16 protein-coding genes are annotated in these 15,460 nt (G+C 67.9%); 6 read left to right on the top strand and 10 right to left on the bottom strand.

All coding sequences use genetic code 11. The annotated features are described in order from the left end of the window. Positions 1-4: 4 nt before the first annotated feature. The gene (locus tag WG924_RS12390; protein ID WP_188576660.1) at positions 5-643 is read right to left on the bottom strand and encodes an alpha/beta hydrolase; all 639 of its coding nucleotides are present in this window, start codon (positions 641-643) and stop codon (positions 5-7) included. 220 nt (positions 644-863) lie between these two features. Here WG924_RS12390 and cysE point away from each other — a divergent pair, with 220 nt between their 5' ends. From cysE to WG924_RS12370, 4 genes are all read left to right on the top strand, one after another. Beyond that, positions 864-1,604: a serine O-acetyltransferase gene (gene cysE / locus WG924_RS12385; RefSeq protein WP_345933351.1), complete on the top strand. Its 741-nt coding sequence runs from the start codon at positions 864-866 to the stop codon at positions 1,602-1,604. A gap of 23 nt (positions 1,605-1,627) precedes the next feature. Then, complete coding sequence (locus tag WG924_RS12380; protein WP_345933350.1) at positions 1,628-2,209, top strand: RrF2 family transcriptional regulator; 582 nt, start codon at positions 1,628-1,630, stop codon at positions 2,207-2,209. Beyond that, complete coding sequence (locus WG924_RS12375; RefSeq protein ID WP_345933349.1) at positions 2,206-3,342, top strand: cysteine desulfurase family protein; 1,137 nt, start codon at positions 2,206-2,208, stop codon at positions 3,340-3,342. The genes WG924_RS12380 and WG924_RS12375 overlap by 4 nt, the downstream gene beginning before the upstream one ends. A 61-nt stretch (positions 3,343-3,403) precedes the next feature. Further along, a complete protein-coding gene (locus WG924_RS12370; protein WP_345933348.1) occupies positions 3,404-4,627 on the top strand; it encodes a cysteine desulfurase family protein in 1,224 nt (407 codons plus the stop codon). Positions 4,628-4,803: 176 nt separating this feature from the next. Here the strand turns inward: WG924_RS12370 and maiA are convergent, their stop codons facing one another. Genes maiA through WG924_RS12340 form a run of 6 tightly spaced genes read right to left on the bottom strand, consistent with a single transcriptional unit; the run spans position 4,804 to position 10,336 of the window. Beyond that, positions 4,804-5,493 carry a maleylacetoacetate isomerase gene (gene maiA, locus WG924_RS12365; protein WP_345933347.1) on the bottom strand — a complete coding sequence of 230 codons (690 nt, stop codon included), beginning with the start codon at positions 5,491-5,493 and terminating at the stop codon, positions 4,804-4,806. Between the two features lie 43 nt (positions 5,494-5,536). Next, positions 5,537-6,844: a TRAP transporter large permease gene (locus WG924_RS12360; protein ID WP_345933346.1), complete on the bottom strand. Its 1,308-nt coding sequence runs from the start codon at positions 6,842-6,844 to the stop codon at positions 5,537-5,539. A gap of 6 nt (positions 6,845-6,850) precedes the next feature. Continuing rightward, a complete protein-coding gene (locus WG924_RS12355; RefSeq protein ID WP_345933345.1) occupies positions 6,851-7,441 on the bottom strand; it encodes a TRAP transporter small permease in 591 nt (196 codons plus the stop codon). After that, a complete protein-coding gene (locus WG924_RS12350) occupies positions 7,438-8,496 on the bottom strand; it encodes a TRAP transporter substrate-binding protein (protein WP_345933344.1) in 1,059 nt (352 codons plus the stop codon). The genes WG924_RS12355 and WG924_RS12350 overlap by 4 nt, the downstream gene beginning before the upstream one ends. A 41-nt stretch (positions 8,497-8,537) precedes the next feature. Continuing rightward, positions 8,538-9,248, bottom strand: coding sequence for a fumarylacetoacetate hydrolase family protein (locus WG924_RS12345; protein WP_345933343.1), 711 nt, complete (start codon positions 9,246-9,248; stop codon positions 8,538-8,540). Further along, a complete protein-coding gene (locus tag WG924_RS12340; protein WP_345933342.1) occupies positions 9,245-10,336 on the bottom strand; it encodes a cupin domain-containing protein in 1,092 nt (363 codons plus the stop codon). Before WG924_RS12340 ends, WG924_RS12345 begins: the two co-directional genes overlap by 4 nt. A gap of 398 nt (positions 10,337-10,734) precedes the next feature. Here WG924_RS12340 and WG924_RS12335 point away from each other — a divergent pair, with 398 nt between their 5' ends. Continuing rightward, entirely contained in the window at positions 10,735-11,544 is an 810-nt protein-coding gene (locus WG924_RS12335) for an IclR family transcriptional regulator (protein WP_345933341.1), read from the top strand. 100 nt (positions 11,545-11,644) lie between these two features. Next, positions 11,645-12,439 carry an SDR family NAD(P)-dependent oxidoreductase gene (locus WG924_RS12330; protein ID WP_345933340.1) on the top strand — a complete coding sequence of 265 codons (795 nt, stop codon included), beginning with the start codon at positions 11,645-11,647 and terminating at the stop codon, positions 12,437-12,439. Between the two features lie 18 nt (positions 12,440-12,457). Here WG924_RS12330 and WG924_RS12325 read toward each other — a convergent pair whose 3' ends face one another. The 3 genes from WG924_RS12325 to WG924_RS12315 form a co-directional block, all read right to left on the bottom strand. Further along, positions 12,458-13,741, bottom strand: a complete 1,284-nt coding sequence (locus WG924_RS12325) for a TRAP transporter large permease (RefSeq protein WP_188576685.1) — start codon at positions 13,739-13,741, stop codon at positions 12,458-12,460. After that, entirely contained in the window at positions 13,738-14,244 is a 507-nt protein-coding gene (locus WG924_RS12320; RefSeq protein ID WP_345933339.1) for a TRAP transporter small permease, read from the bottom strand. Before WG924_RS12320 ends, WG924_RS12325 begins: the two co-directional genes overlap by 4 nt. Positions 14,245-14,406: 162 nt before the next feature. Further along, positions 14,407-15,438: a TRAP transporter substrate-binding protein gene (locus WG924_RS12315; protein WP_345933338.1), complete on the bottom strand. Its 1,032-nt coding sequence runs from the start codon at positions 15,436-15,438 to the stop codon at positions 14,407-14,409. Positions 15,439-15,460 lie beyond the last annotated feature (22 nt).

Here is a 15,460-nt window from a genome sequence, read left to right as displayed (position 1 = left end):
CCGCTCAGAGCCCGGCGCGGGTCAGGTAGTCGTCGGAAAGGGCTGCGACCGTGTCGAGATTCTGGCCGAAGAAATGGTCGGCTCCCGGCACCACGCGATGTTCGATGGTGATGCCCTTCTGCGCGTTCAGCTTGGTCGACAGCTTGTTGACCGACTCGGTCGAGACGATATCGTCGCGGTCGCCATGGATGATCAGGCCGGAAGACGGGCAGGGCGCCAGGAAGGTGAAGTCATACATGTTGGCCGGCGGTGCCACGGCGATGAAGCCGTCGATTTCCGGCCGGCGCATCAGCAGCTGCATGGCGATCCATGCCCCGAACGAGAAGCCGGCGATCCAGCAGCCGGTGGCGTTCGGATTATAGTTCTGCATCCAGTCGAGCGCCGAGGCGGCATCGCTGAGTTCGCCCTGGCCGTTGTCGAAGCTGCCCTGAGAGCGGCCGACGCCACGGAAGTTGAACCGCAGGACCGAAAAACCGCGCGATTTGAACGACTGGAACAAAGTGTATGCCACTTTGTTGTTCATCGTGCCCCCATGCTGCGGATGGGGGTGCAGGATCAGCGCGACCGGCGCATTCTTCGCTGTGCCGTGGTGATACCGGCCTTCAAGGCGTCCTTCGGGTCCGTTGATGATCACTTCGGGCATTGCTGCTCCTAGATAAACGCTATCGACCGGCGGCAATCACGACTGCAATCTTGACTGTTTCGGTCGGATTTCCGTAGAGTCCGACGAAACGACGTCGGGTCGCGCAGCTGCGGTCGGGGCGCCATAACAAATCCGTCGCCGACCGCACGAGGGGCGCCATCTGATATCAGGTGGCGCCGCCAAACGCGGGGTGGCGGATGATATCACACGGTGCGAGGCCATGTTCAAGAGCCTGAAACGCGAGATCGACGTCGTCTTCGATCGCGACCCGGCGGTGCGGAGCCGCCTGGAGGTGATTCTGTGCTATCCCGGCTTCCATGCGATCCTGATCTACAGGGCGGCAAACTGGCTCTGGCGCAGGGATGTGAAGCTTCTGGGACGCTGGGTATCGCATCTGGGCCGGTTCCTGACCGGCATCGAGATCCATCCGGGCGCGACAATCGGGCGCGGATTCTTTATTGACCACGGCATGGGCGTGGTGATCGGCGAGACCACCGAGATCGCCGACAACGTCACGCTGTATCAGGGCGTGACCCTTGGCGGGACCAGTTGGGAGAAGGGCAAGCGCCATCCCACGGTCGAGACCGGCACCATCGTCGGCGCCGGCGCCAAGGTGCTGGGGCCGATCACGGTGGGCCGCGACGCCCGGATCGGATCGAACGCCGTGGTGGTGAAGGATGTCCCTTCAGGCGCCACCGTGGTTGGTATTCCCGCCCGCATCGTCAAGGCGCGTGGTGGCAAGGACGAGGAACTGCCGCGTTTCGACGCCTATGCCATGGCGGCGTCGGACCTGCCCGATCCGATGACCCGGATCATGGAGGGGCTGTTGAGCGAGGTTCAACGCCTGTCCGGCCGGATCAACGATCTGGAGGCGAGCCTCGACCCGGAGCGTGCCGCGCGTGCCGCCGATGACGGGGACGCACGCATCCACCGCCTGCCCGCCGCCGGCGACCGGCGTTGACCGCTCAGGAGCCGACCCATACGATGCCAAACTCCGACACTGTGACTGCCGAGGCCTCTCTCGATCCTGACTGTCGCCGCGAGGTCACGCCGGCTCGCGTCACGGCGCCCGGACAGGCGACGTCGGTATCCTCCGGTGCCGCCGTCGGCGGTTCCGGGCTGGTGCGGGTGGGGGCGCGCGCGCATTACGCCGTGGTGGCGATGGTCGATCTGGCGCGGCGCTGCTGTGCGACGCCGACCTGCATTTCCGACATCGCCACCTGTGCCGGGATTCCACCCGCCTATCTTGAACAGTTGTTCCGCAAGCTTCGGCGGCGCGGGCTGGTGCGCAGCGCCCGCGGCGCCGCCGGCGGCTACTGCCTGGCCCGCCCGCCCGAGGCGATCAGCGTTGCCGATGTGGTGGTCGCGGTCGAAGGCGGCGATGGCCGCCTGCGCGGGGTGGAAGGCCGCTATGGCTGCGGCGTCGCCGCGCTATGGGGCATGATCGATGCCGGGGTCACGGCACAGTTGCAGGCGGTCAGCATCGCCGAACTGGCCGGGCTGGTGCCGGCCGCGGCCGCCCCTCTGGCCGATGCCGTGAAGCCCCTGGCCGGTGCGGCGGAATGACCCGTATCCGCCATTTCCTGGACCACAATGCCGGCGCGCCGCTGCTGGATGCGGCACGCGCGCGGATGATCGAGGCGATGGATCTGGCCGGCAATCCGTCCTCGGTGCATGCCGAGGGGCGGGCCGCGCGGGCGGTTGTGGAACAGGCCCGCGCCGAGGTGGCGGCTTTGTGTGGAACCGCCACCGACCGGGTGCTGTTCACCTCTGGCGGCACCGAGGCGAACGTCTGGATGCTGCATCAGGCGCGCCCGGGCCGGCTGCTGGTCTCGGGCGTGGAACATGACAGCATCGCCCGCGCGCGGCCCGATGCGGTGGTGTTGCCGGTGGATGGCGGCGGGGTGGTCGATCCCGATGCGGTCGCCCGCGCCCTCGACGCCCTGCCGGGTGGCGCCGCGGGTGTCATGGTGGTGGTGATGGCGGTGAACAATGAAACCGGCGTGATCCAGCCGATTGCCGAGATCGCCGGCGTCGCCCGTGCCCGTGGTGCCCGGATCGCCTGCGATGGCGTGCAGGCCGCCGGCCGGATCGATCTGGCGCCGCTGGCCGGTCTGGTCGATTTTCTGTCGCTGTCGGCCCATAAGATCGGTGGGCCGAAAGGTGTGGGCGCGCTGATCGCGGGGGCCGGCGTCGAACCCGGCGCGATGATTGCCGGCGGTCAGGAATTCCGCCGTCGGGGGGGCACCGAGAACCTGCCCGGTATCGCCGGCTTCGGCGCGGCGGCAGCGGTTGCGTCTGCGCGTGACCGCGCGGCTGACAACCGCCGGATCGGCGCATTGCGCGACCGGATTGAGGTGTCACTTGCGGCGGTCGCGGATGATGTGATCTTTGCGGGCAGCAATGCCTGGACCGGACGGGTCGCCAACACGACATCGGTGGTGCTGCCGGGCCTCGCGGGCGAGATGCAGGTGATGCGGATGGATCTGGCAGGCATCGCCGTCTCGGCGGGTTCGGCCTGTTCATCGGGCAAGGTGACGGCGAGCCCGGTGCTTCTGGCGATGGGGTTCGAGGATCTGGCGGGACAGGCGATCCGGGTCAGCCTTGGCGCCTCGACCACCGAAGACGATGTCGATGCTTTTGTGCGGGCCTGGACGGCGATGGCCGCCCGTCGCCTGCGGACCACAGTTTCGGCCTGATATCGATCGGGCCGCACAGAAAGAACCAGCGCCGATGACCGCGATGGAGAGATCCGCCCGCATGTCCGACCCCGCCCGCATGCCCGCTTCCGCCCCCATCGACAGCCCGGCGGGCGACCCCATCTATCTGGACAATCAGGCCACCACCCCCATGGACCCGCGGGTTCTTGAGGCGATGATGCCCTATCTGACCAACCAGTTCGGCAACCCCCATTCGGCCACCCATCGCTGGGGCTGGGATGCCGAGGCGGCGGTGGTCAAGGCACGCCGTCAGGTCGCGACGCTGATCGGCGCCGATGCCGACGAGATCGTCTTCACATCGGGCGCCACCGAGGCGAATAATCTGGCGATCAAGGGTGCCGCCCTGGCGGCGGTGGCGGCGGGCGATCCGCGCCGGCATCTGGTGGTGAGCGCCATCGAGCACCGCTGTGTGCTGGCGGCCGCCGAGCGGATGGTGGCGTCACATGGCTTCGCGCTGACCGTGGTACCACCGGGGCCGGATGGCATCGTGCCTGTCGATGCGGTGGTGGCGGCGTTGCGCGATGACACCCTTCTGGTGTCGGTGATGGCGGTGAACAACGAAATCGGCACGGTGCAGCCGGTGGCCGAGATCGCCGCCCGTGCCCATGAGCGTGGCGCCCTGGTCCATACCGATGCGGCCCAGGCGGCCGGCCGCATTCCGCTGGATCTGCGACGGGTGCCGGTCGACATGCTCAGCCTGTCGGGCCACAAGATCTATGGCCCCAAGGGTGTGGGCGCATTGTTCGTGCGCCGGGGGATCGAGGCCCGGATCGAACCCTTGTTCGATGGCGGGCGTCAGGAACGCGGTCTGCGCGCCGGCACCCTGCCGACACCGCTGGTGGTGGGCCTGGGCGAGGCGGCGCGGCTGGCGCGCCAGGAGGGGCCCGACGAAACCATCCGCATCGGCCACCTGCATCTCAGGCTGCTCGACCGTCTGCGCGCGGCGGGTCTGGCGCCCGAGATCAATGGCGCGCCGTTCACCGGCATGGAGGCGCCGGGACGTGCTGCACGGGTGCCGCACAATATCAACCTGTCGCTGCCGGGCACCGAGGCCGACCGCATCATCCGCAGCCTGCCCGATCTGGCGATGTCGGCAGGCTCGGCCTGTTCATCGGCGGCGGTGGAGCCGTCTTACGTGCTGCGGGCGCTGATGCTGTCGGAGGCCCGGGTCAATGCCGCCCTGCGCCTGGGGCTCGGCCGGTTCACCACCGAGGACGAGATCGACCGCGCGGCGGCGATGCTGGCGCGGGTGGTGGGGCGCTGATCCGGCAGGCAGCATGTGCTGCGCCATGAAACGCCCTGAAACGCCGTGAAGCGGCGGTTGCGCCGTCTGTAATCATCAGGCCATCGTATGAATGCCGTCGTCCCGCGACAGCGGCGGACGAGCCCTGGCACCGGATATTCCTCACATGAGCCCTGTATCTGCCGAGGCTGGCGGTATTACCCCTCGGCATCCGGCTGACGTTCCGGCAGGGCATCGGCGAAGGCCGGCAGCGCATTGCAGGCGGCCTCCACCGCCACCAGCCGTGGATAGGCGCCCATCGGGCAGTTGAAGCGGCGGGCATTGTAGATCTGCGGCACGAGGCACAGGTCGGCGAGGCCCGGACGGTCGCCATAGAGGAAGGTGCCACCAGTCCCCGCGTCCAGCGCCTGCTGTGCCAGAGCTTCGGCGGCCGTCAAACCCTCGTCGATCCAGTGGCGATACCATGTGTCGGCCGTGGTCTGATCATGGCCGAGCGGACCCTTCAGATAGGCCAGAATCCGCAGATTGTTCACCGGATGGATGTCGCAGGCGATGGTGAGCGCGAAGGCGCGGACCTGCGCGCGCATCCAGGGATCGGCCGGCAGCAGAGCCGGTTCCGGGCGGATCTCGTTCAGCCATTCGATGATCGCCAGCGACTGGGTCAGCACGGTGGCGCCGTCACCGCCCGACAGGTCGAGCGCCGGCACCAGCCCCGCCGGCGCGATCGCCTTGAAGGCCGGGCTCTGCTGTTCCGCCTTGCGCAGATGCACGAACCGTTGTTCCGGCGCCACGCCCTTCAGGTTGAAGGCGATGCGGCAGCGATAGGCGGCTGACGAGCGGAAATAGCCGTGAAACACGGCACGGTTCAGCTCAGCGGTCGACGTCATTGCGTGGTCTCCGGCCAGGTGTGGGATCAGACGGGGGGCGGGATCAGAAGCCCAGAAGATGGGGCAGAAACAACACGATCTGGGGCAGGGCGATCAGGGTCGCGACCCGGAGGCCATCGGCCGCGATGAAGGGCAGCACACCCCGGATCACCACCGCCAGATCGAGCTTGGGATCGATGCCCTTCAACACGAACAGGTTCATGCCGATCGGCGGCGTGATCAGGCCCAGTTCCACGACAGTGACCAGCAGGATGCCGAACCAGATCGGATCGATGCCATTGGCCTCGATCAGCGGAAACACCGCCGGCACGGTCAACAGCACCATCGACATGCTGTCCATGAAACAGCCGAGCACCAGATAGAACACCACCAGCAGGATGATGACCTCGATCTGCCCCAGCCCCGCACCGGCGATGGCGCCGACCAGGGCCGCCGGCAGGCCCGATGTCTCGACGAAATAGTTGAACAGCGCCGCGCCGATCAGGATCAGGAAGATCATCGCCGAGGTCAGCGCGGTTTCGGCCATGGCGGCGCGCAGGCTGCCGCCCTTCAACCCGCCGCGCAGCCAGGCCAGCAGCACGGCGCCGCCGGCACCGATCGCGGCCGCTTCGGTGGGCGAGAACAGCCCGGTATAGATGCCGCCGATCACCAGCCCGAACAGCACCGCGATATCCGCCACCGCCAGCAGCCGCGCCGCGCCGGAGCGGGGGGCGCCATCGGCTGCGGCGCGACGGGCACCGCGCGGCGGCAGATTGCGGGCCGACACGCGCGCGGCGATCATGTAATAAAGCGTTGCCAGCACACCCGGCACCAGGGCGGCCGCGAACAGCGCGCCGATGGACTGTTCGGTGATCAGCGCATACAGCACGATGATCACGCTGGGCGGGATCAGCACGCCCAGCGTGCCGCCGGCGGCCACAGCACCGGCGGCGAGCGCGTCGGGATAGCCATGACGGCGCATTTCCGGCAGCGCCACCTTGCCGATGGTGGCGCAGGTGGCGAGGCTGGACCCGCAGATGGCGCCGAAACCGGCACTGGCGCCGATGGTGGCCATGGCAAGCCCGCCCTTGAAGCGGCCGACCGCCAGATCGGCCACGTCATACAGCGCCCGCGACAGCCCGGCACGACCGGCGAACACGCCCATCATCACGAACAGCGGCACCACCGACAGCCCGTAAGGCGACACGGCATCGAAGGGCAGAGTGCCTGAGAGATAGAGAATGCTGTCGAGCCCGCCCAGCGCCAGCCCGCCGGCCATGCCGACCAGGGCCATGGCGACGGCGACCGGTACGCGCAGGACACCCAGCAGCAGCACGGCCGCGAAGCCTGCCACACCGATCATCAGATCCATCGGAAATCAGCCCTTGGTGGCGGAAACGGAAACGGTTGCCCCGGCGCCGGCCCTGTCGGGGCCATGCGCTGGCGTGCGTCCGGGCAGCAGGCCCAATGCCTCGCCCATATTCATCAGGCAGGCGAGGGCACCCAGGCTGCCGCCGGCCACGACCAGCGACCGGTGGATCCACAGCGGCAGCCCCAGATCCTGTGACAGCGAGCCGTAATCGAGCGCCAGAAACAATTCATCCAGCCCGCGCCAGGCGATGACGCCCATCACCACCAGGCCCAGCAGGCCGGCGAACAGATCCAATGCCCTCAACACCAGTGGCGAGGCGCGGTCGTCGAGGATCTCCACCGCGACATGGGCACCGCGCCGGAAGCCGAAGGGCAGGGACAGGAAGGCGCAGGTCACCACGGCCAACTGGGTGAGGTCGACCGTGCCGGTGACCTGGAAGCCCAGGCCCCGGCGGCCGATGACGTCGGCGGTGGTGGCGATGATGGCGAGGCCGAGGCAGGCGACGCCGGCCAGCGCCGCCCCCTCGATCACATGATCGAGCAGCCGGACCACCCGGCCGGACGTGGTCCGTGGTCGGGATGTCCGGCCGCTGGTCATTTCGCGGCCTCGTAGGACTTGGTCAATTCCGTCGCCTGCTCATAAAGCGCGCGGGCATCGGTGACGCCGGTCTTCTCAAGCCGGCTCAGGTAAGCATCGATCATCGGGGTCAACTCGGTCCGCCAGCGATCGCGCGTGGGCTCGTCGACGGTGATGATCTCATGGCCACGGGCAACCGCGTCGTCGCGGCCGGCCTTGTCCCACGTCGCCCACCAGTCGCCGAATTTGGCGACCAGCGTGTCGCCCGACATGTCGTCGATGATCGCCTGCACGTCGGGCGGCAGCTTGTCGAAGCTGCGCTGGTTCATGATCACATAGAAGCCGGCGGTATAGACCCGGCCATCGGTGTGGTATTTCACCACCTCGTTCAGCCGGGTGGCGCCGACCAGATCCCAGGTGGTGACCAGACCGTCGAGCGTGCCCTTCTGAAGATTTTCATAGATCTCGCTCGGCGGCAGACCGACGGCGCTGGCGCCCAGCGACTGCAACATCACCGACACCGCCTCGCTGGGGGTGCGCAGACGCAAGCCGTTCAGGTCCGACAACTCACGAACCGGCGTATTGGTGGTGTGGAACAGTCCGCCATTGTGCACGAACAGCGCCAGAACCTTGTAATCCTTGTAGTCGTCGGCCAAGGCGCCCGATTTGTACATCTCCCACATCGCCCGGGTGCCGGCGCCGGCATCGCTGACGACGAAGGGCAGCTCGAATACCGAACTGCGTTCGAACCGGCCGCGCGGAATGCCGCGCAGGCCAAGCGCGATGTCGATCACGCCGGCGCGCACCTGATCGGCCTGCCGGGCGGCATTGCCGAAGCTGCTGGTGCCGGGAAAGATCTCGGCCTTCACCCGGCCATTGGTGCGCTGTTCAAGCTCGGCCGCCCAGGGGCCCAGAAAGTCGGTCTGGAAACCATGGCCTGCTGGCAGGTAGTGGCTGATCTTGAGTGTGGTGGTTTCCTGCGCGGCGGCCGGGGCGACACCGCCCCCCAGCCCGGCCAACGTCAGCCCGGTCAGTGTTAATGCCGCGCCAAAGGCGGCAGCCAGAAATCTGCGCATGCGTGGTCTCCTCCCCAGGGTTCCGGCGGTATCGGTCGTGATCAGCCGATCGTCTCTGCCGCGCCGACTGTCACCCGCAAAGGCGGCAGCCCGTCAATTTCCGCATAGATTTCGGCACCGGGCGTCACCGGGCCGACACCGGCCGGTGTCCCGGTGAAGATCAGGTCGCCGGGCTGAAGTGTCCAGCTTTCCGACAGGATCGACACCACCTCGGGCACGCTCCAGATCAGATCGGCCAGATCGGCATCCTGGCGCATGGCGCCGTCGACCGTCAGGTGAATCCGACCCGACGAGGGATGGCCGATCGTCGATGCCGGCACCAGCGCCGCCATCGGGCAGCTCTGCTCGACATTCTTGCCCTCGTCCCACGGACGGCCCAGGTCGCGGGCGGCGAGCTGAAGATCGCGGCGGGTCATGTCCAGGCCGACGGCATAGCTGTGGACATGGCCCAGCGCGTCATCGATGGCGATACGGGCGCCGCCGGTGCCGATGGCCACCACCAGTTCCACCTCGTGATGGTAATTGGCGGTGCGCGGGGGATAGGCGATGGTGCCGTCACCCGCCACCACGGTCTCGGCCCATTTGGTGAAGAAGAACGGCGGCTCGCGGTCGGGATCGCGGCCCATTTCGCGGGCATGGGCGGCATAATTGCGCCCGACGCAGAACACCCGGCGCACGGCGAAGCCGCCGCCGCCCACCACGGGCACGACGACGCCGGGGGCGGTGCCGCCGGCGGTGACGTCAGAAGTCATGAACGGTCCTCACGATAAAGTCCGAGCGCTGCTTGCGCGGCCCGGTCGGACAGGCTGAACAGCACCAGATCGGTGCCGCCATCGGCATGGATCTGAAGCGGCGCCCAGGACGGGACCACCGCCACGTCGCGGGGGCCGATGGTGATGGTGACCGTCGCGCCTGCGGCGGTGCCGACCACCAGCCGGCCCTGTCCCTCGACGCCGACCACGATCGCACTTTCCGTGCGCCGGATCGACCGGGTCGTGGTGCCGGCCGCGATCAACTGCGCGAAGGCCGAGAGCGTTGGCAGTACCGGGCCGCCGCTGGCCGGATCGGTGAATTCCAGCCGCACGCCCTCATGTGGGTCGCTGCCGCCGGCACGGGCGGCATCCAGCGCCGGACGCCAGGTCGCGAAGGGATAGTGCATCAGGCCGAAGCCGGCGGCCGGAGTGCCGGTTGCCGGTTTCAGCCCGGCCGCATGCATCGCGGGCGAGATATCGGCGCGGCGCGCGGGGGCTTCGTTGTCGCCGATGCGTTCGGCGAAACCGCTCTGGAACAGGCTGATCATTGGAATGTCGAGGCCGTCGAGCCAGACGCCCGGCTGTTGGCCGTCATGGCCATGGGCATGCCAGCGCCAGCGCGGTGTCAGCACCAGATCGAACGGCGCCATGTCGATCCGCGCGCCTTCCACCGAGGTATAGGCGCCGTCGCTTTCGATCACGAAACGCAGCGCCGACTGCGTATGACGGTGTTCCGGCGCCCGCTCGCCCGGCAGGATCAGTTGCAACCCGGCATAGATCGACGCCGTGGCACGGTGCTCGCCGCGATGGCCGGGATTTTCCAGCACCAGCACCCGGCGCTCGGCCTTCTCGGCGGAAATCAACCGGCCCGATTCCAGCAGGGCCTCGCGCACCATCGCATAGGGCCAGACATGCGGCACGGCCTTAGGCGTCGGATGCTCGGGCACCAGATTGGACAGCACCGTCCACAGCGGCGCCATGTCCAGCCGGTCGATCTCGCGGGCATAGTCGGCGGGCAGGCCGTCGGTCGCGGGCGGGCCGTCGGTCGCGGGCGGGCGGGCCGGCGATACGGGGGTGGTCGTGCTCATCGGGTCGGTCCTCCTCAGGCTGCGCGCAACCAGACGGGGCAACCCCCCGCATGCCAATGAACGGCATGCGCAGACAGACCCGGCCCAGTGGCTCAGCGCGGCTTCCGGCGGCGGTCCATCAGGGCCGCCTGCGGTGACGCGTCTTGATTTGATCCCGCGTGGCGGGCTCTGTATTCTCTATTAGCAAAACGATTGCTCAGAAGCAAATGCCAATGCGGCAGCATGCCGCAGGCTGGCGCATCCCTCCGGATGGTGATCGACCGGGGACCAGGCGGGCAGATGGCTTGCGCCGGCGCCGATGGCGCTGCACTCTGCGGCCGCCGACAGGCCGGTGAACGGCCGGAGGACAGGGCATGCGCCGCCGGTCGGGCGGCGGTCAGGGAGGATGCTGGAACGCGATGACCATGGTTGAAACGGACGAAGGTGGCGGCGAGGCCGGTATCGCGGCGATCGCCGGCGGATCGCGTGGCATTCAGTCGGTGGAGATCGGCAACCGGGTTCTGACCGCGATGATGCGGGCCGGGCGCCCCTTGCCGTTGAAGGCGATCGCGCAGGCCGCCGGCATCTCGGCCAGCAATACCCACCGCTATCTGGCGAGCTATGTCCGCGACGGGCTGGTGATCCAGGACGGCGATGGCGGGCGCTATGATCTGGGGCCGGTTGCCCTGCAACTGGGGCTGGCGGCGATGGCGCGGCTGGACCCTGTCGCGCGGGCGGCGGCCGAACTGGCACCGCTGGCCGAGGCGACCGGCTTCACCGCCCATCTGGCGGTGTGGAGCCTGCATGGCGCGGTTGTGGTGCGCCTGCACCGCAGCCGGGTGCCGTTCGTTGGGGCGTTGAGCCTGGGATCGGTGATGCCGCTGCTGCGCTCGGCCACCGGCCGGACCTTCCTGGCCTGGCTGCCGGCCAGTGTGACGGCGCCGGTGCTGGCGACAGAAATCGAGGCGGCGGGGCAAAGTCCGTCGGAGAGTGAGATCGCGGTGCTGATCGACGGTATCCGCCGACGCCGGGTCGCCACCGTCGACGGATCGGTGGTGCCGGGGCTGGCCGCCGCATCCAGCCCGGTGCTGGACTGGCAGAACGAGGCGCAATGCGTGCTGACCCTGATCGGCACCGACCGGGCGTTGTCCGATCCCGACCATCCGGCGGCGCGGCGTCTGGCCGAACGCTGCCGCATGGTGTCGGAGGAACTGGGCGCCAGCGCCTGATCCGGTTGCGATGCATCCTTCGCCGGTGCTGCCGGTTGGGGTGGTGAGGCAGGCGGCTCAACCGGGCCGCCTTGCGCACACCACCCGATGGAGGACCATCATGAAGATCGACCTCAGCAACCGCACCGCCGTCGTCTCGGGCTCGACCAAGGGGATCGGCTATGCCATCGCACGTGGTCTGGCGGGCGCCGGTGCCGCGGTGGTGATCAGCGGACGCAAGCCGGACGAGGTGGAGGCCGCCATGGCCAAAATGACCGGCGAGGTCGGGGGCGCCGATGTCCGTGGCGTGGTCGCGGATCTCGGCACCGCCGACGGCTGTGCCAAACTGGTCGACGCCGAACCCGCGCCCGACATTCTGGTCAACAATGTCGGCTTCTTCGGACCGTCCGACGTGCTGGAGACCACAGATGACGAGTGGCGCACGATTCTGGACGTCAATTTCATGTCGGGCGTGCGGCTGTCGCGGGCACTGGTGCCGGGCATGGTCGACCGCGGCTGGGGCCGGGTCATCTTCCTGTCATCGGAATCCGCCCACAACATTCCGGGCGAGATGGTCAATTATGGCGTCACCAAGACCGCCTATCTGGCGCTGTCACGCGGGCTGGCCAAACGGGTCGCCGGCAGCGGCGTGACAATCAACGCCATTCTGCCGGGACCGACGCTGTCGGATGCGTTGCGCGACCAGTTGGCCGAAGACCCCGCCAATGCCGGCAAGTCGCCGGAACAGGCGGGGGTGGATTTCGTCAGGGCCAACCGCCCGACATCGATCATCCACCGCGCCGCTGCCGTGGAAGAGGTTGCCAATATGGCGGTCTATGTCGCGTCGCCCCAGGCATCGGCGACCACGGGCGCTGCCCTGCGTGTGGATGGCGGGGTGATCGAGGACATCATCTGAGCCCGCTGGTCGTGCGGCTTACCCCAGCAGCCGGGGCAGGGCCAGCACCACCCAGGGCACATAGGTGATCAGCGCCAGCACGGCGATCTTGACCAGCAGCATCGGCCACAGTGCTTTCGATACCTCTTCGACCGACAGCTTGCTGACCGCGGCGCCCACGAACAGCGAATAGCCGAAGGGGGGCGTGGCCATGCCGATCGCGAAATTGATGACCACGATGGCCCCCAGATGGATCGGATCCAGCCCCAGGCTCGCGCCGATGCTGGTCAGCACGCCACCCAGGATGATCATCGCCGCCACATTGTCCATGATCGCGCCGATGAACAGCAGCAGCACGTTCAGCATCATCAGGATGATGATCGGGTTCGACGACACCGACAGGATGGCTTCGGCGATGGTGGTCGGCAGTTGCTCGATGGCGACCAGCCAGCCGAAGGCCGAGGCGACCGCGATGATGCTGCACACGATGGTGGTGGTGCGCATCGATTGCAGCAGGATCGCCGGCAGATCGCGGAATTTCAGTTCGCGATAGACGAACAGGCCGATGACCAGGGCATAGGCCACACCCACGGCCGATGCCTCGGTGGGGGTGAAGATGCCGCCATAGATGCCGCCAAGGATGACCAGCGGTGCCGCCAGCGCCCATTTGCCGTCGGCCAGCGCCGTCCACAATTCGGCGCGGGTGGCGCGGCGGGTGGCGGCGCCGATGCCCTGGCGGCGGGCGGCGACATAGCATACGCCCATCAGCCCGGCGGCGATCAGCAGCCCGGGCACGATGCCCGACAGAAACAGCTTGGTGATCGACTGTTCGGCGACCACGCCCCAGATCACCATCGGAATCGATGGCGGGATCATCTGACCGATCGGGCCCGATGCGGTGGCAAGGGCGGCGGCGAAGCGGCGGCTCCAGCCGTGACGCTCCATTTCCGGCACCATGATGCCGCCGATCGCGGCGGTGGTGGCGGGGGCCGATCCTGAAATCGCGGCAAAGAACGTGGCCGACAGCACCGTCACCATGCCAAGCCCGCCGGTGACATGCTGAACCAGCACCTGACACATCCGGACCAGCCGGCGCGACAGGCCGCCATGCATCATCAGATCGCCCGCGATCACGAAACCGGGGATCGCCAGCAGGGTGAAGACCTGGGTGCCGGAAATGACCCGCTGCGCCAGAACGATCAGGTCGAAATCGGCGGCGAGCAGGCCGGCGATGGCCGCAAGCCCCAGAGAGAAGACGATCGGCACCCCGCCGAACAGGCAGACGGCGAAGGCGATCAGCAGAACGGCTGCGGCGGTGCTCATACCATGCCTCCGGTCTGCGGCTGGCCGTCGATGACCGATTGCGGCGCCAGAAGGCGTGCCAGGGCATGGATGGCACCGAGGATGCCGGTCACCGGTGCCGCCAGATGCAGCGCCTCGATCGGATACTGCACCGCCGCTGAAACCTGGCCCATGGTCTGGGTGACATAGTCGGCGCCGGATGATGCGAAGACCACGCAGAAGGCCAGCACCGCCAGGGTCAGTGCCCGCATCCACAACCGGCGCAGGGCCGCCGGCAGCAGGTCGACGACCAGTTGCAGCCGGACATGGCCGTCATCGCGGATGGCGGTGGTGGCGGCCAGCAGAACCACCCAGGTGAACAGGAACAGGGCCAGTTCCTCGGTCCAGGTGAAGCCCTGGCCGATCACATAGCGCGAGAAGACCTGGAGGATCAGGCTCGCCATCATGACCGTGGTCATGGCGATGATCACCCAGCCGGTCACACGGGCGAGGCCGCGGGACATGGTTTGAAGCAATGCCTGCATCGGGTGCGTCTGCCGTCTGGGGCGGCGCCGGACGTGGCGCGGGGGGGGGATTTTCCGGGGGCGCGACCGGCGGCCTGCCCATGGATGTGGCCAGACCCGGCGGGCGGCGGCATGCGCGCCCGCCGGGTCTGGTTCAGTGCACCGGTCTGATGCGCGACCCGATCAGTCGACCTGGGCCAGCGCCTTGTCGAACAGGGCGGCGCCGATCCGTGGCTTGAAGCGGTCATAGACGCCGGCAACCTTGGCGCGGAACGCGGCCGGGTTCTCGACCTCGTTGACCGTCATGCCGGCGGCCTTCAACTCGTCGATGATCTTGGTGGTGTTCTCAGCCACGGCGGCGCGCTGGGCGGCGATCGCCTTTGGGGCCGCGCGCAGCACCGCCTGCTGCTGGTCGGCGGTCATCTTGTCGAAGCTCTTCTTCGACAGCATCACGCCCAGCGCGGAATAAGTGTGGCGGGTCAGCGACAGATACTTGGTCACCTCGGCGAACTTGTTGGCCTGGATCACCGCCACCGGGATCTCCAGCCCGTCGATGGTGCCCTGCTGAACCGCTGTGTATGTCTCGCCCCAGGCCATCGGCACGGGGTTGCCACCCAGCGAGCCGAACATCTCCAGGAACACCGGGTTCTGCATCACCCGATACTTCACGCCGCCGACGTCATCCGGCGTGGCCACCGGGCGGGTGTTGTTGATCATGTGGCGGAAGCCGCCTTCCGCGAAGCCAAGGCCGATGATGCCCCGGCTCTTCAGCTTGCCCATCAGTTCCTGCCCGACCTCGCCGTCCAGAACCTTGTGGGCCTGTTCCTCGTTGCCGAACAGGAACGGCATGTCGAGCAACTGAAACGAGGGTTCGACATTGGCGATCACCGCATTGGTGATGATGCCGCCGTCGATGGTGCCGAAGGACATGCCCTCGATCATTTCCTTCTCGTCGCCAAGCTGGCGGTTCGGGAAGTACTTCACCTCGAAGACGCCGGGCATTTCAGCATCCAGCGCCGCCGCGAACTCACGCGCGGCGATGGCATAGGGGTCGGTGGCGCCGTCCGAGGTGGTCCAGCCGAGCTTCAGCGTGACATCGGCCGCCTGTGCCGGGGCGGCGATGGTGCCGGTGGCGATCAGGGCGCCGAGGCCTGCGACCGTGCCGAGCAGGGCACGGCGCGACAGGTGGGACAGGGTGTGCCGGGAAAAGGCCATGGGTGCGTTCCTCGAAGAAGCG

This window comes from Tistrella arctica, assembly GCF_039630945.1.
Taxonomy (GTDB): Bacteria; Pseudomonadota; Alphaproteobacteria; order Tistrellales; family Tistrellaceae; genus Tistrella; species Tistrella bauzanensis.
The sequence above is the reverse complement of the archived record's forward strand: the minus strand, read 5'-3'. Positions and strand labels throughout refer to the sequence as shown.

Bases quoted from the DNA above. Each gene is read 5' to 3' on its own strand.
- WG924_RS12390 (WP_188576660.1), bottom strand. From the start codon at position 643: ATGCCCGAAGTGATCATCAACGGACCCGAAGGACGCCTTGAAGGCCGG.
- cysE (WP_345933351.1), top strand. From the start codon at position 864: ATGTTCAAGAGCCTGAAACGCGAGATCGACGTCGTCTTCGATCGCGAC.
- WG924_RS12380 (WP_345933350.1), top strand. From the start codon at position 1,628: ATGCCAAACTCCGACACTGTGACTGCCGAGGCCTCTCTCGATCCTGAC.
- WG924_RS12375 (WP_345933349.1), top strand. From the start codon at position 2,206: ATGACCCGTATCCGCCATTTCCTGGACCACAATGCCGGCGCGCCGCTG.
- WG924_RS12370 (WP_345933348.1), top strand. From the start codon at position 3,404: ATGTCCGACCCCGCCCGCATGCCCGCTTCCGCCCCCATCGACAGCCCG.
- maiA (WP_345933347.1), bottom strand. From the start codon at position 5,493: ATGACGTCGACCGCTGAGCTGAACCGTGCCGTGTTTCACGGCTATTTC.
- WG924_RS12360 (WP_345933346.1), bottom strand. From the start codon at position 6,844: ATGGATCTGATGATCGGTGTGGCAGGCTTCGCGGCCGTGCTGCTGCTG.
- WG924_RS12355 (WP_345933345.1), bottom strand. From the start codon at position 7,441: ATGACCAGCGGCCGGACATCCCGACCACGGACCACGTCCGGCCGGGTG.
- WG924_RS12350 (WP_345933344.1), bottom strand. From the start codon at position 8,496: ATGCGCAGATTTCTGGCTGCCGCCTTTGGCGCGGCATTAACACTGACC.
- WG924_RS12345 (WP_345933343.1), bottom strand. From the start codon at position 9,248: ATGACTTCTGACGTCACCGCCGGCGGCACCGCCCCCGGCGTCGTCGTG.
- WG924_RS12340 (WP_345933342.1), bottom strand. From the start codon at position 10,336: ATGAGCACGACCACCCCCGTATCGCCGGCCCGCCCGCCCGCGACCGAC.
- WG924_RS12335 (WP_345933341.1), top strand. From the start codon at position 10,735: ATGACCATGGTTGAAACGGACGAAGGTGGCGGCGAGGCCGGTATCGCG.
- WG924_RS12330 (WP_345933340.1), top strand. From the start codon at position 11,645: ATGAAGATCGACCTCAGCAACCGCACCGCCGTCGTCTCGGGCTCGACC.
- WG924_RS12325 (WP_188576685.1), bottom strand. From the start codon at position 13,741: ATGAGCACCGCCGCAGCCGTTCTGCTGATCGCCTTCGCCGTCTGCCTG.
- WG924_RS12320 (WP_345933339.1), bottom strand. From the start codon at position 14,244: ATGCAGGCATTGCTTCAAACCATGTCCCGCGGCCTCGCCCGTGTGACC.
- WG924_RS12315 (WP_345933338.1), bottom strand. From the start codon at position 15,438: ATGGCCTTTTCCCGGCACACCCTGTCCCACCTGTCGCGCCGTGCCCTG.